The sequence below is a fragment of the Paraburkholderia caffeinitolerans genome, assembly GCF_902859945.1.
GTDB classification, from domain to species: Bacteria; Pseudomonadota; Gammaproteobacteria; order Burkholderiales; family Burkholderiaceae; genus Paraburkholderia; species Paraburkholderia caffeinitolerans.
Genome location: NZ_CADIKL010000008.1, coordinates 204,690 through 224,601 on the forward strand (window position 1 = coordinate 204,690; position 19,912 = coordinate 224,601).

The 19,912-nt window shown below is 61.7% G+C and carries 19 protein-coding genes and 1 pseudogene; 11 read left to right on the forward strand and 9 right to left on the reverse strand.

Annotation, left to right across the window (positions count from 1 at the left end; translation table 11 throughout):
• Positions 1-6 precede the first annotated feature (6 nt).
• From HV773_RS10755 to HV773_RS10765, 3 genes are all read left to right on the forward strand, one after another.
• A complete protein-coding gene (locus HV773_RS10755; protein ID WP_175195164.1) occupies positions 7-660 on the forward strand; it encodes an ABC transporter permease in 654 nt (217 codons plus the stop codon).
• Entirely contained in the window at positions 657-1,835 is a 1,179-nt protein-coding gene (locus HV773_RS10760) for an osmoprotectant ABC transporter ATP-binding protein OsmV (protein WP_175195166.1), read from the forward strand. The genes HV773_RS10755 and HV773_RS10760 overlap by 4 nt, the downstream gene beginning before the upstream one ends.
• Positions 1,836-1,987: 152 nt before the next feature.
• The gene (locus tag HV773_RS10765; RefSeq protein ID WP_175195168.1) at positions 1,988-2,275 is read left to right on the forward strand and encodes a hypothetical protein; all 288 of its coding nucleotides are present in this window, start codon (positions 1,988-1,990) and stop codon (positions 2,273-2,275) included.
• A gap of 35 nt (positions 2,276-2,310) precedes the next feature.
• On the opposite strand, the gene HV773_RS10770 is transcribed toward HV773_RS10765, so the two are convergent.
• The 3 genes from HV773_RS10770 to HV773_RS10780 form a co-directional block, all read right to left on the reverse strand.
• Positions 2,311-2,490: a hypothetical protein gene (locus HV773_RS10770; protein WP_217481907.1), complete on the reverse strand. Its 180-nt coding sequence runs from the start codon at positions 2,488-2,490 to the stop codon at positions 2,311-2,313.
• A gap of 210 nt (positions 2,491-2,700) precedes the next feature.
• Complete coding sequence (locus HV773_RS10775) at positions 2,701-3,912, reverse strand: M20 aminoacylase family protein (RefSeq protein ID WP_175195171.1); 1,212 nt, start codon at positions 3,910-3,912, stop codon at positions 2,701-2,703.
• A 55-nt stretch (positions 3,913-3,967) separates the two neighbouring features.
• Positions 3,968-5,266: an MFS transporter gene (locus HV773_RS10780; RefSeq protein ID WP_175195173.1), complete on the reverse strand. Its 1,299-nt coding sequence runs from the start codon at positions 5,264-5,266 to the stop codon at positions 3,968-3,970.
• A 244-nt stretch (positions 5,267-5,510) separates the two neighbouring features.
• On the opposite strand from HV773_RS10780, the gene HV773_RS10785 reads away from it, so the two are divergent.
• Complete coding sequence (locus tag HV773_RS10785) at positions 5,511-6,491, forward strand: LysR family transcriptional regulator (protein ID WP_175195175.1); 981 nt, start codon at positions 5,511-5,513, stop codon at positions 6,489-6,491.
• A gap of 183 nt (positions 6,492-6,674) precedes the next feature.
• Here the strand turns inward: HV773_RS10785 and HV773_RS36815 are convergent.
• The 5 genes and pseudogenes from HV773_RS36815 to HV773_RS10810 form a co-directional block, all read right to left on the reverse strand.
• Positions 6,675-6,911: pseudogene (locus tag HV773_RS36815) on the reverse strand (polyphosphate kinase 2); the annotation flags it as partial.
• Positions 6,912-7,094: 183 nt separating this feature from the next.
• Entirely contained in the window at positions 7,095-8,486 is a 1,392-nt protein-coding gene (locus HV773_RS10795) for a sensor histidine kinase (RefSeq protein WP_175195179.1), read from the reverse strand.
• Entirely contained in the window at positions 8,483-9,223 is a 741-nt protein-coding gene (locus HV773_RS10800; protein ID WP_175195181.1) for a response regulator, read from the reverse strand. The genes HV773_RS10795 and HV773_RS10800 overlap by 4 nt, the downstream gene beginning before the upstream one ends.
• 7 nt (positions 9,224-9,230) lie before the next feature.
• Entirely contained in the window at positions 9,231-9,380 is a 150-nt protein-coding gene (locus tag HV773_RS10805; RefSeq protein WP_175195183.1) for a hypothetical protein, read from the reverse strand.
• The gene (locus HV773_RS10810; protein ID WP_175195185.1) at positions 9,377-9,748 is read right to left on the reverse strand and encodes a GFA family protein; all 372 of its coding nucleotides are present in this window, start codon (positions 9,746-9,748) and stop codon (positions 9,377-9,379) included. The genes HV773_RS10805 and HV773_RS10810 overlap by 4 nt, the downstream gene beginning before the upstream one ends.
• A 162-nt stretch (positions 9,749-9,910) precedes the next feature.
• Here HV773_RS10810 and HV773_RS10815 point away from each other — a divergent pair, with 162 nt between their 5' ends.
• The gene (locus tag HV773_RS10815; protein ID WP_175195187.1) at positions 9,911-10,645 is read left to right on the forward strand and encodes a metallophosphoesterase family protein; all 735 of its coding nucleotides are present in this window, start codon (positions 9,911-9,913) and stop codon (positions 10,643-10,645) included.
• Between the two features lie 434 nt (positions 10,646-11,079).
• On the opposite strand, the gene HV773_RS10820 is transcribed toward HV773_RS10815, so the two are convergent.
• Positions 11,080-12,420, reverse strand: a complete 1,341-nt coding sequence (locus tag HV773_RS10820) for a tannase/feruloyl esterase family alpha/beta hydrolase (RefSeq protein WP_175195189.1) — start codon at positions 12,418-12,420, stop codon at positions 11,080-11,082.
• Positions 12,421-13,266: 846 nt separating this feature from the next.
• On the opposite strand from HV773_RS10820, the gene HV773_RS37500 reads away from it, so the two are divergent.
• From HV773_RS37500 to hmgA, 6 genes are all read left to right on the forward strand, one after another.
• Complete coding sequence (locus HV773_RS37500) at positions 13,267-13,911, forward strand: IS3 family transposase (RefSeq protein ID WP_377731350.1); 645 nt, start codon at positions 13,267-13,269, stop codon at positions 13,909-13,911.
• 140 nt (positions 13,912-14,051) lie between these two features.
• On the forward strand, positions 14,052-14,870 hold the full coding sequence (locus HV773_RS10830) for a helix-turn-helix transcriptional regulator (RefSeq protein WP_175195191.1): 819 nt from the start codon (positions 14,052-14,054) through the stop codon (positions 14,868-14,870).
• Between the two features lie 229 nt (positions 14,871-15,099).
• On the forward strand, positions 15,100-16,491 hold the full coding sequence (locus tag HV773_RS10835; RefSeq protein WP_175195193.1) for an MFS transporter: 1,392 nt from the start codon (positions 15,100-15,102) through the stop codon (positions 16,489-16,491).
• 112 nt (positions 16,492-16,603) lie between these two features.
• The gene (locus tag HV773_RS10840; protein ID WP_175195195.1) at positions 16,604-18,301 is read left to right on the forward strand and encodes an FAD-dependent oxidoreductase; all 1,698 of its coding nucleotides are present in this window, start codon (positions 16,604-16,606) and stop codon (positions 18,299-18,301) included.
• Between the two features lie 29 nt (positions 18,302-18,330).
• Positions 18,331-18,522 carry a hypothetical protein gene (locus HV773_RS10845; RefSeq protein WP_175195197.1) on the forward strand — a complete coding sequence of 64 codons (192 nt, stop codon included), beginning with the start codon at positions 18,331-18,333 and terminating at the stop codon, positions 18,520-18,522.
• Between the two features lie 71 nt (positions 18,523-18,593).
• The gene (gene hmgA / locus HV773_RS10850) at positions 18,594-19,889 is read left to right on the forward strand and encodes a homogentisate 1,2-dioxygenase (RefSeq protein ID WP_175195199.1); all 1,296 of its coding nucleotides are present in this window, start codon (positions 18,594-18,596) and stop codon (positions 19,887-19,889) included.
• Positions 19,890-19,912: the final 23 nt, after the last annotated feature.

The window sequence follows — 19,912 nt, forward strand, 5'->3', positions numbered from 1 at the left end:
GATTTCATGAGCGTATTCGACTATCTCTCTTCTAGCTGGCCCGAGCTGCTGCAACTCACCTTGCAGCACATCTGGCTGGTGAGCATCGCGGTGGGTTGCGCGATCATCGCGGGCGTTCCGCTAGGCATCCTGATCAATCGTCACGAATGGCTCGCGGGCCCGCTGCTCGGCCTCGCCACCATCGTGCTCACACTACCTTCGATCGCGCTGTTCGGCCTCATGATTCCGTTCTTTTCGCGCTTCGGACAAGGCATCGGCGCCGTGCCCGCGATCACGGCGGTGTTTCTCTATTCGCTGCTGCCGATCATGCGCAACACCTACCTCGCGCTGCGCAACGTGGAGGCCGGCATCAAGGAAGCCGGCACCGGCATCGGCATGACCTCGTGGCAGCGCCTGCGCCTCGTGGACCTGCCGCTCGCGGTTCCCGTTATTCTCGCGGGCGTGCGCACCGCGGTCGTGATGAACATTGGCGTGATGACGATTGCCGCCGTGATTGGCGCGGGCGGTCTCGGCTCGCTGATTTTGCGCGCCATCGGCCAGAGCAGCATGATGAAGCTATTGGTGGGCGCGGTGCTCGTGAGCGTGCTCGCGATCGTCGCCGACCTGTTCCTGCAATTGCTGCAGCGCGCGTTGACACCGAAAGGAGTACAGAAGACATGATCGAACTCGACAAACTGACCAAGACCTTCACCCAGAAGGACGGCCAGCCCGTGCGCGCCGTCGACTCAGTGAGCCTTTCGGTGGCCGAAGGTGAAATCTGCGTGTTCCTCGGCCCCTCGGGCTGCGGCAAGACCACCACGCTCAAGATGATCAACCGGCTCATCGCGCCCACCTCGGGCCGCGTGCTCATCAGCGGCGAGGACACCTCGGGCCTCAACGAAGTCGATCTGCGCCGCCATATCGGCTATGTGATCCAGCAGATCGGCCTGTTCCCGAACATGACCATCGAGGAAAACATCACGGTGGTGCCGCGCCTGCTCGGCTGGGACAAGAAGCGCTGCGCCGAGCGCGCACGGGAACTCATGTCGATGGTCGCGCTCGATCCGAAGCAGTATCTGAAGCGCTACCCGCGCGAGCTTTCGGGCGGCCAGCAGCAGCGCGTGGGCGTGATTCGCGCGCTGGCCGCCGACCCGCCCGTGCTGCTCATGGACGAGCCGTTCGGCGCGGTCGATCCGATCAACCGCGAAGCCATTCAGAACGAGTTCTTCCAGATGCAGCGGCAGTTGAAGAAGACCGTGATCATGGTGAGCCACGACATCGACGAAGCCATCAAGCTGGGCGACCGCATCGCCGTGTTCCGGCGCGGCCAACTCGTGCAATACGATCACCCCGACACGCTGCTCGCACGCCCGCGCGATGAATTCGTCGCGCAGTTCGTGGGCCAGGACAGCACGCTCAAGCGCCTGTTGCTCGTGAGGGCCGGCGACGCCGCCACGCAGCCCGAAACGGCGCGCGTGGACACGCCGCTCACGCACGCCTTCACTGTGATGGACGAAACCGATTGCCGCTATCTGACCGTGCTCGACGATGCGGGCCATGCGCTCGGCTACGTGACACGGCGCGCGGCGCGCGGCGGCGACGGGGCCTGCGGCGATCGCGTGACGCCGTTCCCGGCCAGCGTCTCGGTGGACGACAACCTGCGCATCGTGCTCTCGAAGATGTACCAGTTCAGCGCGTCGTGGATGCCGGTGCTAGACGGTGACGGCGCATGGATCGGCGAAATCACCCAGGACTCGATTGCCGCCTATCTGAGCTCGGGCCGCTCGCGCCAGCAGACCGGCCAGCCGCCCGGCGGCCCGGTTATCTCCGCAGCCACCAGCAGCGCGGCGGCCTGATCTCGCCCGGCCTTGCCTGGCTGACGCAGCGCGTACCCGCATCATGAGGGCGCGCGTTGCGCCGGTGTTGTTAAGTGTTTCCTAAGTTTCGCACCCGCATAATGCCCGGCTCCACAATACGCAGCACACTGCTAGCGCCCCGGGCTTCACGCATGAAACGCACGTATCAATATCGCGGCCACACGCTCCACGTGAGCGTCGAAACCGTCTGCCACACACGCAAAGGCGTCGCCGCGCTCGACCACGTCGCCTTGCTCCTGATTTCCTCGGATGAAACCATGCCGTACGCTTCGCTACGCATCGACCGCGTGGCGGGGCGGCCGTTTGCATCGGAAGCGGAAGCGTTGATGGGAGGCTACGGCGTGGGCCGCAGCATCGTCGACAAGCTCATCGACAACGGCGAGCGGGTGATGGCGACTATCGCCCATAGCGCGATTTAATTCGAATCGCTGCAATATGGCTTTGCTATGACGATTCACCACGGCGAATGCGTTTCGATCGCGTCGTGCGCCGCGCGCCGTTCGATCCAGCGCACCGCGAACACCGTTGCAATCGCGATTCCGACTACGCCCAGACGAAACTCCGGTGTCGCAAACGAGATCTCCGGCACGCGCAGCACCACCATCGCGACGAACACGGCAGCTTGAATGAACATCGTCACCAAGGCGATGACGAACAGATCTGCACGCAATCGTGCAAAAAACGGTGCAGACGGCAGCGGCTTCATGGCAAGACTCACTTCAGAGCGCAGAGGCTCCACGATGTTAGCCAAGCCTGGCTGAAGGGAAGCTTAAGCGCACTGCTGTGCCGCCACGCACGAGTGGCTTTCATGCCACCATGAAAGCCACTTGTCAGCGCAACGTTTTCATCCTGCAAGATAGCGCTGCGTGAGCCGCACCCATGCCGCCGCGCCAAGCGGCAGCACCTGGTCGTTGAAGTCGTAGCCAGGGTTGTGCACCATGCAGCCGCCGAATTCGCCCTCGCCATTGCCGAGCAGCAGATAGCAGCCCGGCACCGCATTGAGCATCCACGCAAAGTCCTCGCTGCCGTTCAGGCCCTTGGGCGCCTGCACGACAACATCCTCTTCACCCACCAGCTCCGCGCAAACCTGTTGTGCAAGCAACGTTTCTTCGGGCGTGTTGACCATCGGCGGAGTCAGTTGCCGGTAGTCGATCTGCGCCTGAACGCCGTGCGCCTGCGCCGTGGCCGCCACGATCTCGCGCACGCGCTGCTCCACCAGCTCGCGCGTCTCGGGGCGCGCCGCGCGAACGTTGATGCCCAGCGTCACCGTTTCCGGTATCACGTTGTGCGTCGCGCCGCCCTTGATGAAGCCCACCGAAACCACGGCGGTGTCGTCGGGCGCGACGTTGCGCGCAACAATCGTCTGCAACGCCGTGATCAACGCGGCAGCCGCCACGACAGGATCCTTCACGCGATGCGGCATGGCCCCGTGGCCGCCCACGCCCTTGAGCGTGACGTCGGCCACATCGGACGAAAGACTCACTGGGCCCGGGAGCACGCGGAACGTGCCGGCCGGCACGCCCGGCATGTTGTGCAGCGCGTAGACGGCATCGCACGGAAAGCGCTCGAACAGCCCGTCGTCGATCATCGCCTTCGCGCCGCACAGGTTCTCTTCGTCGGGCTGGAAGATGAGGTTGAGCGTGCCGTTGAAGTCGCGCCGCTGCGCGAGCGTTTTGGCCGCCGCGAGCAGAATGGCGGTGTGGCCGTCGTGACCGCATGCGTGCATCTTGCCCGCGTTCTGGCTCGCATACGGCAGGCCGGTGTTCTCGACGATGGGCAGCGCATCCATGTCGGCGCGTATGCCCAGGCGCCGCTTGCCGTCGCCCACCTTCAGTTGCCCCACCACGCCGCTGCGCCCGATACCCGTGTGAACCTCGTAGCCCCACTTCTCGAGCAACATGGCCACGAGTTTCGCGGTGGCGCCCACCTCGAATCCCAGTTCGGGCTGCGAATGAATCTGCCTGCGGATATCAATGAACGTTTCCGCGTCGATTTCAATCTCGGGCAGCAGCGTGGGCAGCAGTTGAAACGGCGTGAGCGTGGGTTCGCGCTTCATATGAACAAGGTCCTTGTAGTGTTCCAGAGGTTCGACGGAATCGAAGCATCAATCGTTAATCAGCGCGGTGCTCGCGAATGCTCCAGACCGCGAGCAGCGTGACGAGCCCGCAGGCAACCATGTAGAGCGCCGGCGCGAGCGGGTTGCCGGTCTTCGCAATGAGCCAGGTAACGACAAACTGCGAACTGCCGCCGAACACCGTCACGCCCACGCTGTAGATCACCGAGAGGCCGCTTGCGCGCACCCCGGCCGGCAGCAATTCCATGAGCACGAGCAGCATGGGCGTCGAGCCGAGGTTCGCGGCTGCCGTCAGCAGCACCGAAAGCGCCAGCACCAGCGGCACGCTGGGAAAACGCGTCATGAGCCAGAATGCGGGCACCACCGCGACGAGGTTGAAGGCGATCGCGCCCATCACGAGCGGCTTGCGGCGTGCGAGCCGATCTGCGAGCCGTCCCGAAACGAGCGAGGCGACGAGCATGGTGACGCCCGTGGCGCAGCCCGACAGCAGCGAAAGCGAAGGCGGCATCTTCAGCACGCGAATCATGTAGGTGGGCATGAAGAACACCACGAGATACATGCCGACCGTCCCCGACGTAACAGAGAGAATGCCCTGGAGCACCTTGCCGCCGTGTTCGCGCATGAGCGTGCCGAGCGGGCTGGGCGCATCGGGCGCGGCCTCGTGCGTTTCGTCGAGCTTCGCGCGGATATAGAGCCCCACCGGCGCGATCGCGAGGCCGATGAGAAACGGCACGCGCCAGCCCCAGCTTTCGAGCGCATGGGGCGTAAGCGTTGCGTAAAGCACGGCGCCCGTGAATGCGCCAAGCAGTGCGGAGATACCCTGGCTGCCCAACTGCCAGCTCACGCGAAAACCGCGCTGCCCCACCGAGCCCGACTCCATCAGCATCGAGGTGGCCGCGCCAACCTCGCCGCCAAGCGAAAAACCTTGCAGCAAACGTCCCGCGAGCAACACGAGCGAGCCGTACACGCCCGCTTGTGCATAGGTGGGCGCCAGCGCGATGCACAGGGTGCCCGCCACCATCAGCGCGATGGTGAGCGTCATGGCCGACTTGCGCCCGCGCCGGTCGGCATAGCTGCCGATCACGAGGCCTCCGAGCGGACGCATCACGAAGCCGATGCCAAAGGTGGCCACCGCGAGCAACAGCGAGCCAAATGGACTTTCTGAGGGAAAGAACAGCCGGCCAATCAGCAGCGCGAAAAAGCTGTAGACCGTGAAGTCGTAAATTTCTAGCGCATTGCCGATCGAGCACGCGGCAATCAGGCGGAACTGGCTCTGGCGCGCGGGTGCGTGGGCGGGAGCGGCGGCGCTCGCGATGGCGAGCGTGGCGTCATTCATGGCGGATCTCCGCAGGCGGGGTTGAACGTTGCGTTCGTGGGATTCGTCGTGCCGCCTGGGCGGACCCAACGGGTACGGGTCGATATTCAGGCACGTTTCACTTTCGAAGAAAGTGAGAAATTTTCATCGTGATAACCAGATAGAATCACCGTCATAACCATCGGTCAGCGGACATCGGGACAAATACCGACGCTCGCGGGCATGCGCCCCGCCGGTCATGCGAAGCACTGGAGGCATTCATCGAATGAAACTGCACCAACTGCGCGTACTGCTCGCGCTCGCTCAGCACGGCAGCATGCATGAGGCATCGCGCAGCCTGCACGTCTCGCAGCCCGCGCTTTCCAAGGCGATTGCCGAACTGGAACGCGAACTCGGCGTGACGCTCATTTCGCGTTCGGTGCGCGGGGTAAGCCTCACGAATTACGGGCGCGCACTCGTCAAGCGCGCGAGCGTGGTCGAGCATGAATTGCGGCACGCGCTCGAAGACATCGAATCGATGCGCGGCCACGCCGAGGCGCAACTCAATATCGGCTTCTCGGCGGTCGCTTCGAGCGGGCCTTTGCCGGAGGCCATCGCCGCTTTTCGCGCGCGCTTTCCCGCCGTCGCCATTCGCGCCTACGAGATGCGCCCGCAGCAGATTCTCGAAGGCCTGCGCGAAGGTCATCTCGATCTGGCGCTCATCTCGACGAACAGCGGCCCCGGCACCAGCGCATTTCAATGGGAGCCGCTTTTTTCGGTGGGCATGCTGGTGGCCGCGCGGACCGGGCATCCGCTCGCGCGCGCGACGCGCATTCGTTCGCTAGTCGATGCGGAGTGGCTCACGCTCGACCCACTCGACGACCCGGGCAGCCCGCTCGCGAGCCTGATGCGCCTGCACCGGCTGGAGATGCCGCGCAACGTCGTGCAGAGCAGTTCGAACCTGCTCGGACTGCAACTGGCCACGTGCACGGACCTCATCAGCGTATGGTCCGATTTCGTGTTCTACGGCCGCTCCGGACCGCTCGTGCTGAACCCCGATGCGCTCAAGCCCCTGCCGATTCGCGACGAACTGCCGGACTATCAAGTCTTCATGGTGTACCGCTCGCCCGATCTGATGACGCAGACCTGTCTGGAATTCAGCAAGGAAGTGCGCCATCGCGGACGCAAGATGATGTCGCCGCGGGTGGCGGCTCAGACGGTAGCGCAAGCAACGGTGCGGAAGAACGCAAAACAGGTGACGCGCTGACGTGACAGTACTGGCAAGACTCGAGCATGCATCGCTTCAACGCGAGCGCATCGATCCTGTCGCGCAAGCAGGATCGCATGTGTGCCCCCCTTATTGTCCCGACGACGAAGGCGTGCAATTCGTCAGTGCTGCAACACTGGATGCTGGAATAAAGTAGACATCCATGGAATCTGATTTCCACGGGCGGACAGTGTACATTTGCGACTTCTCGCGCTCGCTGGGCGCGGGCAGCGCGACCACGCGAAACACGCGAGAATTCACGCGCTGCATGATGGCCTTGATCGTGCCGTCCTTGCCCGCGCCGTCCCGCCCCTCGAACAGCACGCAAATTCTCGCGCCCGTTGCCGCGGCCCACTCTTGCAGCTTGACCCATTCGACGCTGAGGCGGTCCAGCTCTTTCCTGTACGCCTTCTCGCTCATCCGCTGCGGTTTCGCGGCGTCTACGGACTTGTTTTTCTTCTCGGCCTTGCGATCCTTTCCAGTGCTGGAATCCTTCGCCATCGATACCTCCTCAAGTTTGTGCTTCGAAACTCAAAAATGAATTCCGCGCAATCTGGTGGCGTCGAAAATGCGTCAATGATTCCGTTCAAGCACCTGGCTGTCCTACTGGTTGGCAGTGGCACCCATGCGCTCATCATTCAAAACGAGCCGCGCTTCCAGCCCGCCGCCCGGGCGGTTGTGCAGCGAAAGCCGCGCGCCCATTGCACTGGCCAGTTGACGCGCTATCGCAAGACCCAGCCCGGTGCCGCCCGTACCGCGATTGCGCGAAGTCTCGAGCCGGTGGAACGGTTCGAACACCGCTTCCAGCGAGGCCTCAGGAATGCCCGGCCCACGGTCGAGCACTGCGATCGTGACCTGCGCGTCGCCCGGCCCCTTGCTCAATGCAATCTCCGCTGCGCCCGCGAATTTCAGCGCGTTGTCGACGAAATTTCCGACGATGCGCTTGAGCGCCTGCGCACGCGTGACCATCGCGAGCGGTGCGCGCGTCTCGTAGCGCACGTCGCTGCCGGCATCGGCGTAATCGCATACGAGGCTGTCGAGCAGCGCATCGAGGTCCACGCGCACCGGCGCTTCAGCGGTCCCATGCAACGTGCGCGCGTAGGCTACGCCCTCTTTCACGAGCTGCTCCATCTCCTGGAGGTCCTGCCTGAGCTTCGCGCCCTGGACGTCGTCGTCCATGGTGTCCACGCGCAGGCGCATGCGCGTGATCGGCGTTTGCAGGTCGTGCGAAATGGACGCGAGAATCTGCATGCGCTCGGTCATATAGCCCGCGATGCGCGCCTGCATCGCGTTGAAGGCGCGCGCCGCGCGCGCGACTTCGGCAGGGCCGCCCTCGTCCAGATGCTCGGCCTTGAGGTCGGGGCCAAGCGCGTCGGCGGCACGCGCGAGCGCATCGAGCGGACGCGTCGCGATGCGCACTGCGAGCCAGCAGCACACGGCCAGTACCACGAGTTGCAGAATCAGCACGAGCGGCAGCCAGCGCGAAAGCGGCAGCGCCGGTTGCGGGCGCACGTCGATGGTGAGCGGCGAGCCGTCGGTCAGCCGCAAATGCACTTGCAGATGCTCGCGCTCGCCTGGAATCGCATTAACCGTAAGCGCGAAATGCTTGCCGATGCCCTTCTCGATAGCCGATTCGTAGCGCCGCGAAAGCTGCGCGTCGGGCGCGACGCCGGATATGCCCGGGCCGAGCACGAAGGTATAGCTGCGCCGCGCGAGCTTCGGCAACCAGGCGATGCGCTGCGCGGGCGGCAGATTGTCGAGCAAGGCCACCGAGCTGGCCACTTCGCGCTCGACGTAATCCATCATCATATTGGCCGTGGATGCGTCGCGCTCGGTGAGCGTGAGCCAAACCGACAGCGTCTGTGCCAGCGCGAGACCCACGCAGAGTATTAGCGCGAGCCGCGCGAACAGCGTGCGCGGCCAGTGCAACAGCGGGCGGCGCGACGCCGCGGCAGCGGACACGTCGCGCTGCGCATCGTGACTCGCGGTGCTCATTGCGGCCCTTCGATCGCGTTCACGGCCGACGAGAACACATAGCCCTCGTTGCGCAGCGTCTTGATGTAGCGAGGCTCGCGCGCACCGTCGCGCAAACGCTGCCGCAAGCGGCTCACGAGCAGATCGATCGAGCGGTCGAACGCATCGGCCTGGCGCCCTTGCGTGAGGTTCAGCAGTTGATCGCGCGTCAGCACGCGCTGCGGGTTGTCGAGAAACACGCGCAGCAGCCGGTACTCCGCGCCGGATAGCGCGACCAGCGTGCCTTCCTCGTCGAGCAGATGGCGCGCCGTGGTATCGAGCCGCCATTCGCCGAAACCGAGCATCGACGCCGTCTCGCTCACCTCCATGCCAGGCGGCAGCATGCGCGTGCGGCGCAGCACCGAGCGGATGCGCGCGAGCAGTTCGCGCACGGCGAACGGTTTAGCGAGGTAATCGTCGGCGCCCATTTCGAGGCCGACGATGCGGTCGGTTTCCTCGCCGCGCGCCGTGAGCATGAGTACCGGCACCGCGCGAAAGCGGCTCGCGCGCAAGTCGCGGCACAGCACGAGACCGTCTTCGCCGGGCATCATGAGATCGAGCACGATGAGGTCGGGCGCGCCGTTCTCGAGCGCCGCGCGCATTTCGCGCCCGTTCGCGGCGAGCGACACGCGCATGCCGTTCTTTTCCAGGTACTCGGCAATCAGCTCGCGAATGCCGCGATCGTCGTCGACGATCAGAATGTGATCGGTCTTTTCCATGCGCCGATCATACGCCGCGCGGTGCCGCCTTGCGACGGCCATTGGGCACGAGCTTCCCTCGGTGCGTGAGCGTCGCGAGCGAGCACGACAGCGGATGCATTGCCTCGGTTGCCAGCCCGCCCGCCAGCAGCGCGAGCACCGCGAAGATTCGTTTCATGCGTCTTCCACCACGGAAAGACTGGCGCCGTCGTTCAGGCCGGCTTCCAGCGCATAGGGATCCACGCCGTCGAGACAACCGAGGTTCACGCGCCATAGCGCGGGGTCCTTGCGGGTCTGATGAAACGGATAGATGCCGCAGTGCTTGCAAAAGTAGTGCTTCGCCACGCGCGTATTGAACTGATAGAGCGTGAGGGCGTCTGCGCCGCTCACGACGGTCAGCTCGCTCGCGGCGAACAGCGGCGACATCAGCGCGCCCTTGCGGCGGCACAGGCTGCAATTGCAGCGCGAAGCAGGCGTGAGCGCAGTGCGGACCTCGAAGCGCACGGCCCCGCAATGACACGATCCGTGCAGCGTTTCGGCATTCATGGAGCATTCTCCCCGTTGCGTCGATAGCGATGGATACTTTATAGCGCAGCGCGTGCGGCGGCATGTATCCCAATGTATCCGGGCGAATGGGCGATACAAAACATTGCACATGCGCGCTGGCATCGTCGAGAATGGGCACATCCTCCCACTCATTGCGATGTCATGAAAATCGCCGCAATCTCGGACATTCACGGCAATCTCGCCGCGCTCGACGCCGTACTGCACCACCTCCGCTCACAGGGCGCGGACCTGATCGTCAATCTCGGCGACATCGTGTCCGGATCGCTCTTGCCCGCCGAAACGGCCGACCAGCTGATGGCGCTCGACCTGCCCACCATCCGCGGCAATCACGAGCGCCAATTGCTGGCCGACGACGTCGAGCGCATGAGGCAGTCCGACCGCTTCGCGCGCGCGGCGCTGCGCGCCGATCAGCTCGACTGGATCGCGCGGCTGCCGGCAACATTGCGCATCGCCGACGACGTGCTCATGGTCCACGCCACGCCCGACAACGATCTCGACTATTTTCTCGAAACCGTGACTGAAGCGGGATGCCGCGCCGCCACCCAGGAGGAAGTCGAGCGCCGCGCGGGTGATGGCGCCGAACGCCTGATTCTGTGCGGACATACGCATATGCCGCGCAGCGCGATGCTCGGCGATGGACGGCTCGTGGTAAATCCTGGCAGCGTGGGGCTTCAGGCTTATGACGATGACATGCCGTGGCCGCATCGCATCGAAACGGGTTCGCCGCACGCGCGCTATGCGACGGTCACGCGCACGAAGTCAGGCTGGGGCGTCGAGTTTCATGCGGTGGAGTACGACTGGGACGCAGCCGCGGATCTGGCGCGCGCCAATGGGCGGCCTGAATGGGAAAGGCCGTTGCGTGAGGGGCGGTGTTGATGAGGGACGGGCTGGGGCGTTAATGTGGCGTGCGCTTCGCGAGGTGCGCGCCTCAGACAGTTTTAATCAGGTTCTTCGCGGACTTCCAGGAACGGGCTCTGTTCGCCCCCCCTTCGGCCGTTCGACACTCGGCCGGTCTTACGTCCCTTCCTAATGTAGAGCGGTCGCTCGCCCATTGAGCCCTGCGGGCCGGCCATCGGTCAACTGCTTCAATCAGCCAGCGAGTCGGCATTACTCCGTGGCCACGGACCAGACTGTTCCTGCGAGCAGCGCGCTGGAAGGTGCTTGCTCACTTTCTCAAGCCCGGCGATGCCGGGCTTATCGACTCACGAATTCGCAGGACGCGCACCGGCGCGAATAAAATGAGTGGAGCCTTGCTTATCATAGCCAGCCGCCTATAGAACACACGCTCAGAGCAGCTGGCTCACGACCATCTACGTAGGCGACACGCAAGTGAAGTTCTCGGCGTCGTTGACATCTCCTGATCCCTTGTATTGGGGATATTGTGGGTACGTGCAAAGCGGCCGCGTGAGCAGGGTTTTCGTCTGATCCGTCGTCAGTTTCGATGCGATTGGCACCGCCGGGGCTGTTCCTTTCTCGACCCAATTCATGGTTGGCGTGAAAAGATCAAAGGTGTCAGCGCCCGGTCCTTGGCCACAGTGGTTGACGCCGGCAGCGATGTACATTCTTGAATTGTCCTGAGTCAGTGAGGCTCCAGCCGCATTGGCAACTCCCTGCCACGTTCTGATCGTATCTTTGAGAGAAAGCAGAGCGTCGTCAGATCCGTGCCAGATGACGATTTTCTTTCCGGCAGCCATGAACTGCACCAGACCGTTTATCTCGGCATCAAAATGGTAGTTAGTTTGGAGGACGCTCGAAATCGTGGGGAAATACTGATCCACGTTGAACGTTGAAACGTCCCAGGCAGGATTGTTGAGAACGATGTTCTTCATGAAACCGAGCCCAAGCCCGGCATACCATGGGCCCCATGACGACATGTCGCCGAAGCTGTATCCGGAGTAGATAACGGTGCCGTTCGACAACTTGAGGTCCGTCATCAGTGCCTTAACGGCGGCGGCTTCACTACTCGTGAGTTGCACGGAAGCGGGAACGTCAGCCGTGGGGTCGAAGTTGCACTTCTGCCAATTGCTAATGATGCCGTCGGAGACACCGTCGAGCGCGTCACACTTGGCGATCGCCGCGCTGGCGATCTGCTTCAGTTTGTCCGGAGAGGGAAGCGACAGCGCAGCAGCACGTGTCCACTGGGACACCTGCCCTTCGAGATTGATTGTCGGCGCGCCCGCAATCACAGCATTGAACTTGTCGCCATATTTTGCGGCAGCATTCAAGGCGCCTCGTCCGCCGTTGGAACAGCCATCGTAGTATGCGTACTTCGGAGTTTTTCCATAGTAGCTTTGTGCGACCGCGTCGCCGAAATCGCGCGCGATGACTATTGCGGTATGGGAATACAGTTCGACGACAGTCGGATTATTCAGAAAGTCAGCTCCGGTGGAATCACGGTGTCCACCATTGTTTCCCAGTACCATTGCTCCAGATCGAAGTGCCGTTGAGCCGTCATTTCCGCCTTGATCTACTGCGGGTGTCAAATCCGGAATCGCACCATCAAAGCCACCGCCTCCTTGCTGATAGTAACGATCCTGCCACGCGTCCGGCAAAAGGACTTGAATATCGTGCTGAGTGCCATTTTGCGTCGCTGTCACCTTGCAATACGCGGGCAACGTTCCCGATGCGGCCACAGGTGCAGCGGAAGTCACCGTGACGTCCTCGAATTGCTTCCCGTTCAAAGACGTACATGGGACGACCGGAGCGATAGCAATATTCGCGCTAGCAGCATTCGTGGCACTCGGGGAGTCCGATCCGCCACCTCCACAACCTCCTAACGCAATCAGCGCCGGTACTGCTGCAAGCGCATAAGCGCGTCTGTTCTGCATTTTTGTCTCCTAGGCTTGGACAATTTGTAGTGCAGTATTTGATGCAATCGCTCGGTGCGTCACGGGGTGACACATGGCGATGGCCGGAGTATGGACGGCACGGCGGTTGCGCTTGTCCCCAATTTGGGTACAAGCTGCGGAGCACTACGCCTACGGAAAACCCTTAGGTGTTACCGTCGGTGGGCAGGCACAGCGCGAATAGCTGGCGCTGGCTGGAAATGCCCAAGCGGCGGTAAGCGCGCTTCTGATCGCGCTTTGACAATTTGTGCACAACCCACGCACGCGCAAGGAGGAAGGAAAGATGGGAAATCCGAGCGCACGGTACCCACAGGAATTCATGATAGAAGCCGTGCGCATGGTCCGCGGCGGCCAGAGCATGGCGGCGGTGGCAAAGATACTGGGCATCAGCTGCACAATTGAGTTAAGGCCGATACCGCGGGCAAGCTGAGTGGCGCAGGCAAGCAGGTTTCTCCTGAACAGATGGAGATTGCCTGGCTGCGCGCGGAGTTGGCACGCGTGAAGATGGAGCGCGACATATTGGAAAAAGCCACCGCGTACTTCGCAAAGGTGTCGGATTGAAGTACGTCTGGATTGAAATTTCCCCTGACCTGCTAGGTGCCGGGTGTCAGCCCCGGCGGTTACCACGCCCGCAAGGCCCGGGAAGTCGATATGGCGCGTCCGCGCCGATGCATCAGCAACGACGCCCTGCCGGTCCACATCAAGGCCGTGCACGCTGAATCCAAAGGCGAGTATGGCTGGCCGCGGGTGTGGAAGAAGCTACTTGTCCGGGGCAATCGTGTCAGCAAGGATCGTGTCCAGTGGCTCATGAAGCTGCACGGCATCAAGGCGAAGACCAAACGCCGCTTCAAGACCACCACCGACAGTAACCACAATCTGCCGGCCGCGCCGAGCCTGCTGCAACGCGACTTCGCACCTGCTCGCCCCGATCAGGCCTGGAGTACCGACATCACCGACATCTGGACTGACGAAGGCTGGCTGTACCTGACGGTCATCCTCGACCTGTTCAGCCGTCAGGTGGTGAGCGGGTCGATGCAGCAACACATGCGCACGGAACTGGTGTCTGACGCGCTACGTATGGCATGGTTTCGCCGCCGGCCGGAAGCGGGCCTGACCGTCCATAGCGACAGGGGGAGCCAGTATGCAGTCATGACGTCCAGGACCTGCTTAAGGGCTAGGGCATGCGAAGCCCGATGCAATTCGAGCAGGACTGGTACGCCGCCCAGAACAAACGGGTGGCATAATCTCCGCTCAGTTAAGGGATCCGAGATTCGCGGGCAACGTCACTGCGATTGAACGCGACGAGTAGTATATTGGGCAAACGCTCTGCGCCGTCTTCCGATCTTCTCCGCGACTTCCAATGGAAAAGAAAGCGAACGATCGTTTGCCGCAGATGTCGCTTTAAATTACCCTAGCGGCACGCGCCGAAGGCAATCATGCGTTCATGGCGGCTTGATCGTCCCACCCTCTCAGGTCACCTCGATCTTTCCCGGGCGACGAGCCTGGTTTCAGCCATTGGGTCTGACGATGCCAACGCATTCGCCGCAGAAGTCCTTAAGTTACTAGGGGATGCGGCAGGCATCTCACAGTGCACCGTATTTGCTTACGAGTTCAACAATCGCCCCCGGACGGTCTCTGTGGCGGACCACCGCGGCGGCCGATACCTGCACAATGTGGCTGATACCTACGCCAAGACTTTCTACGCACTGGACGGCAACCAGACGATTATCTCTTCTGCCCGGCCCGAGAAACTCGATACGGCCGTCCTGCTCCACCAGCAAGCCATCGAGGATATCTCGCATGAGGGCTATCGAGCCGCTTGCTATCACCAGCCTGACGTTTTGGGCCGACTCTCCCTGTTGTTGCAGCCTTCGCAGGACATCTGGCTCTCAGTCAATCTCTACCGCGACCGTAAGCGCGGACACTTTCACCCGAGCGAAATCGCGCTGATCGAAGCCTTTGCACCGCTCATCGCCCAAACCGCCAAGCATCATTACGCGCTGTGCGGCCAGATTCAGACCGGCATTCCTCAGGTGATGCTGGCGCGTCTCCGCGGGTTCTGCCCGGATTTGTCGAAGAGAGAACTCGATGTGCTGAGCGGTGTTCTGGAGGGCCGTACGGCGAAAGACATCGGTGAACTGATGGGCGTCAAGGCCTCCAGCGTTGTGACCTATCAGAAGCGCGCCTTCCGCCGCCTCGGCATATCGAGCCAGCGTCAGTTGTTTGCCTTGTGCCTGGCTCCCGGTCGGGAATGATTCCGCACTGCACCACCACTCCGACGCCGCCCGCTCGTCTACTCGCGTAGCGCTAAGGGTTTGTCCTAACGCGTCTCACCCTTCAGGTTGTACCCATTTTGAGGACAGCCCGCTGGGGCGGCACTCCCATACTCCACTCATCGCCATACCTCGCCGCCCTGACGAGTCTGACGCGATTGCATTGAGTGCTGCGGCGCTTGACATAGAAATGATTCTGGAGACAACCCATATGGATGCAACCCCATTGGCTGACCGCCGTCCACTTCCTGACGGCCCGGCGAACGGCGCCGGACCGAGCGACTCATTGCAAGAGCAGCATGTCATCGCCAAGGTATCTCGGCACCTTCTCGGGTTTCTCTTCATCCTGTTCTTCTTCTCGTTCCTGGACCGGATCAATATCGGATTTGCCGGACTTACCATGATGAAGGACCTCGGCCTTTCCGGAGTCCAATTCGGCTTGGCCACGACGTTGTTCTATATCGCGTATATCGCGTTCGGCATTCCGAGCAACATGGCTTTGGCCCGCATCGGTGCGCGGAAATGGATCGGGACCATCATGATCGCCTGGGGGCTGGCATCCACAGCAACCATGTTTGCGTCCAGTCCGGGAACGCTTTACCTGTTACGTATCCTGGTCGGCGTGACGGAGGCCGGCTTTCTGCCGGGCATCCTGCTCTACATGACTTACTGGTTTCCGAACGCGTATCGCGCAAGGGCCAATGCCTTGTTCATGATCGCGATGCCCGTGACGGCCGCAGTCGGCTCCGCGCTCTCGGGATATGTGCTGGCACTGGATGGGACGCTTGGGCTCAAAGGGTGGCAATGGCTGTTCTGTCTGGAAGGTCTGCCCTCGGCGATATTGGGCCTGATCGTATTCGGTTATCTGTGCGATGTCCCTGAGAAGGCAACCTGGCTCAACGCCGATGAAAAGCGCACGCTATCGGAGGCGCTCGCGACCGAGCACAAAACCGCGTCCCTACCACGCACGTCGGAAACTGAAGAAAGAAGCCTTCTTAGTGAACTCGTCTCGCCGACCGTCATCAAATTCGCGCTCGCTTATTTCTGTCTGGTCAACACGCTCGCAATGGTTGCTGTCTGGACGCCTCTGATCGTCAAAAGCTTCAGCGCTGACGCGAGCAACCGCACCGTCGGCCTCCTGGCTGCGATCCCGCAAATTTGCACCATCGTTGCAATGATCTGGTGGGGAAAGCGCTCCGATCGCAAACAGGAACGCAAATGGCACCTGATGTTGCCGATGCTGTTTTCTGCTGCTGGCTGGCTTTGCACCGCCTACTCCACCCACCCGGTGATTCAGATGTCAGGCATCTGCCTCGCATCGGCGGGATCGTACACCGCCATGTCGATCTTCTGGACAACCCCTGATCACGCGTTGAGCTTCCGGGCTCGTGCCATCGGTATCGCAGTGATCAACGCGACCGGCAACATTGGGTCGGCGCTGAACCCACTGGTCGTGGGATGGCTGAAGGATCTCACTCATAGCTTCTCGGCCGGCTTGCTCTATGCAGCGGCATTGCTAGTGATCGGCGCCGCCGTGGTGGCAGTGCTGCCCGTTCAGTCCAGGCGTTCCCGCGACGCGGAACTATCCAGCAACGCATGTTAGTGCGGGTTGCCCGACCAGGGGAATTACAACCATGGCGTGATGACAACAACGAGGCGCAGCCAATGCACGGCCCGTTGCCCGCCGCTTATCAGAATTCGTTAAGGAGCAAACGATGGAATTCAAAACTTATCCCTTCACTGCAAAAAAGTACGCCGGCCAGGTGCCGAAGCTTGACAACGGCATTGAGACAAAGCGACACGCAGTAACGATCGTCGGCGGTGGCCCGGTCGGACTGGCAGTGGCGCTCGGCCTCGCAAATCATGGCGTGCCTTCCGTATTGATCGAAGCCGACGATTCCGTTTGCTATGGAAGCCGGGCCATCTGTATCTCTCGTCGGAGCCTGGAAATCATCGAGCGCCTGGGTGCAGTGGACGGCTTTCTGAAAACCGGACTGCCGTGGGCCGGTGGGCGCAGCTTCTACCGCGACACCGAAGTGCTGCACTTCACGATGCCGCAAGACGACAACCAGAAACTGCCGCCAATGGTGAACCTTGCGCAATATCACATTGAGCAGTTTCTCCTAGACGCCGCGCAACAGAAGTCTGAGCTGATTGACATCCGTTGGCAGACAAAAGTGACGGCCATCGAGTCGCGTGCGGACGGTGCCACGCTTCGCCTCTCGACTCCTGAAGGCGACTATTCGCTCAACACGGACTGGGTTGTCGCCTGCGATGGCGGCCGCAGCACGATTCGAGAGGCATTGGGCTTACAGCTCAAAGGCACGAGCTACGAGGGCCGTTACGTCATCGTCGATATCGAGCTCGACAGCGACCGGCCGACCGAACGTCTTGCCTACTTTGATCCATCGTCCAACCCGGGTTCCACGGTGCTGGTCCACAAGCAGCCTGACAATGTCTGGCGCATCGATTACCAATTGCGGGACGGCGAGGACGCCGAACAGGCAGTCAAGCCTGAAAACGTTATGCCACGGGTGCAAAGCCTGTTGGACATGATGGGCGAACACGGCGCCTGGGCACCCATCTGGATCACGATCTACAAAGCCAATGCCTTGACCCTGGAGAGCTATCGTCACGAACGCGTGCTGTTTGGCGGCGATGCCGCCCATCTGGTGCCGATTTTTGGGGTGCGCGGCGCGAATTCAGGAATCGATGACGCGGACAACCTCGCGTGGAAACTGGCGTTCGTGGTCCGTGGCCTTGCGTCCGAAGGACTGCTCGACAGCTATTCAGACGAGCGTGTTTTTGCCGCCCACGAAAATCTCAGCTACGGTACCAAGAGCACTGAGTTCATGGCGCCTCCCTCATTCGCCTTCGAGTTGATGCGCAAAGCCGTATTGGGCCTCGCGATCAAACATGAACGCGTGCGCTCTCTGATCAACCCGCGGCAAACGTCGGCCATCGCGTATACGGCGTCGCCGCTCAACACGCCGGAAGCGCAGTCGGGCGCGTTTGAGGCTGGTCCTGCGCCGGGGGCCGTGTTGACCGAATGCTCGCTGACCATCGTCGAGAGGGGCAACGCGAGGGCGGCTCATCTGACAGACTTGATCACGCCGAGATTCACCGCTTTGCACTTCAGCGAAGACGGACGGATACCGGTGGAATTCGCCGAACTCGAAGCAACGCTTCAAGAAAAGAAGCTGCCTTTCAAGCTGATCCCTGTCGCTTCGCATCTGCACCCTGAGACAAAAAGCGATCACAACTGGGACCATACGGGTCGGCTCTTTGCCATGTACGGCGCCAGACCCGGCACCGTATACCTGGTTCGCCCCGACGGTCATGTACTGGGACGCTGGCATGCGGCAGCGGCTGCAAATGTTGCGGCGGCCATCCACCATGCCCTTCAAATGTGATCACGATTAACCCGTTAAAGGAGAACGCCATGACCGACAGCGACCTCGACATCGTTTACACCCGGCTGTGCAAGACCATGACTGAACTGGGCCAGCCTGACACTTTGCTCTTCCTTGCACGGTTCGCAATGCTTGCGATCGACAAGATCGACGACCCGACCGTCGCACTTAATTTAATCGACGATGCAAGTGAAGGAATGACTGAATCAATGCAGCAGTAGGGTTCCGATCCACAAAGCCACTTCGTCGTGCTTTTTCTGGCATCCAATATCCTTCGCAGGAACCCGAAACAATGCCCCTCAACTATCAAACCGGCTTCGCCAATGAGTTTGCCACCGAGGCGCTGCCAGGTGCGCTTCCCGTGGGACGTAACTCTCCGCAACGCGTGGCCTATGGCCTATACGCAGAACAACTCTCCGGGACTGCATTCACGGCGCCGCGGCATAGCAATCGGCGCTCGTGGTTGTACCGGATCCGGCCAGCCGCCATGCACTCGCCGTTCGAGCGTATCGAAAACACACGCCTGCTGAGCCGCTTCGACGAAGTACCGACGCCACCGGATCAGTTGCGCTGGGATCCCCTCCCAATGCCCGATGCGCCGACCGATTTCGTAGCCGGTCTTGTAACCATGGCGGGCAACGGTGCCCCCGATGTAGGGCGAGGATGCGGTATCCACCTGTATGCCGCCAACTGCTCCATGACCGATCGCTTCTTCTACAACGCCGACGGCGAATTGCTCGTCGTACCGCAGCAAGGACGGCTGCGCGTGGCAACCGAAATGGGACTGATAGAAGTCGAGCCTCAGGAGATTGTCGTCATCCCGCGAGGCGTGCGTTTTCGGGTGGAACTGCCCGATGGCGAGGCACGCGGCTACGTGTGCGAGAACTATGGCGCGCTCTTCAAGCTGCCGGACCTTGGCGTGATCGGCTCCAACGGCCTGGCGAATCCGCGTGATTTTCTGACGCCCGTCGCGTCGTACGAAGACCGGGAGGGTGATTACGAACTGATCGCGAAGTTCGAAGGCAATCTCTGGCGCGCCCGAATAGATCATTCTCCGCTTGACGTGGTCGCGTGGCACGGAAACTATGCGCCGTACAAGTACGACCTACGGCGCTTCAACACGATTGGTTCGATCAGCTACGACCACCCCGACCCCTCGATTTTCCTGGTGCTCCAAGCTCCTACTGACACCCCCGGCGTCGATTCAATCGACTTTGTCATTTTCCCGCCACGTTGGTTGTCGATGGAAAACACTTTTCGTCCGCCATGGTTCCACCGCAATTTTGCGAGCGAGTTCATGGGACTCGTTCATGGCGCGTATGACGCGAAGGCTGAAGGCTTCGCGCCAGGCGGTGCGTCCCTTCACAACTGCATGAGCGGCCATGGCCCGGATGCCGAAACCTTCGCTAAGGCAAGCACTGCGGACACGACTCGGCCTGATCACATCACGAACACGCTGGCGTTCATGTTTGAAACGCCCGCCGTCATCCGGCCGACGCGCTACGCGCTCGAATCGTCGCAGTTGCAAGGCGAGTACTACCGGTGCTGGCAAGGCCTCAAGAAGCATTTCAACCCCGCACAGGCCTGAGTTAGGACATTGGAGAAAATCAC

Bases quoted from the DNA above. Each gene is read 5' to 3' on its own strand.
- HV773_RS10800 (WP_175195181.1), bottom strand. From the start codon at position 9,223: ATGGAAAAGACCGATCACATTCTGATCGTCGACGACGATCGCGGCATT.
- HV773_RS10810 (WP_175195185.1), bottom strand. From the start codon at position 9,748: ATGAATGCCGAAACGCTGCACGGATCGTGTCATTGCGGGGCCGTGCGC.
- HV773_RS10770 (WP_217481907.1), bottom strand. From the start codon at position 2,490: ATGTTCATTCAAGCTGCCGTGTTCGTCGCGATGGTGGTGCTGCGCGTG.
- HV773_RS10785 (WP_175195175.1), top strand. From the start codon at position 5,511: ATGAAACTGCACCAACTGCGCGTACTGCTCGCGCTCGCTCAGCACGGC.
- HV773_RS10795 (WP_175195179.1), bottom strand. From the start codon at position 8,486: ATGAGCACCGCGAGTCACGATGCGCAGCGCGACGTGTCCGCTGCCGCG.
- hmgA (WP_175195199.1), top strand. From the start codon at position 18,594: ATGCCCCTCAACTATCAAACCGGCTTCGCCAATGAGTTTGCCACCGAG.
- HV773_RS10845 (WP_175195197.1), top strand. From the start codon at position 18,331: ATGACCGACAGCGACCTCGACATCGTTTACACCCGGCTGTGCAAGACC.
- HV773_RS10780 (WP_175195173.1), bottom strand. From the start codon at position 5,266: ATGAATGACGCCACGCTCGCCATCGCGAGCGCCGCCGCTCCCGCCCAC.
- HV773_RS10805 (WP_175195183.1), bottom strand. From the start codon at position 9,380: ATGAAACGAATCTTCGCGGTGCTCGCGCTGCTGGCGGGCGGGCTGGCA.
- HV773_RS10835 (WP_175195193.1), top strand. From the start codon at position 15,100: ATGGATGCAACCCCATTGGCTGACCGCCGTCCACTTCCTGACGGCCCG.
- HV773_RS10765 (WP_175195168.1), top strand. From the start codon at position 1,988: ATGAAACGCACGTATCAATATCGCGGCCACACGCTCCACGTGAGCGTC.
- HV773_RS37500 (WP_377731350.1), top strand. From the start codon at position 13,267: ATGGCGCGTCCGCGCCGATGCATCAGCAACGACGCCCTGCCGGTCCAC.
- HV773_RS10815 (WP_175195187.1), top strand. From the start codon at position 9,911: ATGAAAATCGCCGCAATCTCGGACATTCACGGCAATCTCGCCGCGCTC.
- HV773_RS10760 (WP_175195166.1), top strand. From the start codon at position 657: ATGATCGAACTCGACAAACTGACCAAGACCTTCACCCAGAAGGACGGC.
- HV773_RS10830 (WP_175195191.1), top strand. From the start codon at position 14,052: ATGCGTTCATGGCGGCTTGATCGTCCCACCCTCTCAGGTCACCTCGAT.
- HV773_RS10775 (WP_175195171.1), bottom strand. From the start codon at position 3,912: ATGAAGCGCGAACCCACGCTCACGCCGTTTCAACTGCTGCCCACGCTG.
- HV773_RS10840 (WP_175195195.1), top strand. From the start codon at position 16,604: ATGGAATTCAAAACTTATCCCTTCACTGCAAAAAAGTACGCCGGCCAG.
- HV773_RS10755 (WP_175195164.1), top strand. From the start codon at position 7: ATGAGCGTATTCGACTATCTCTCTTCTAGCTGGCCCGAGCTGCTGCAA.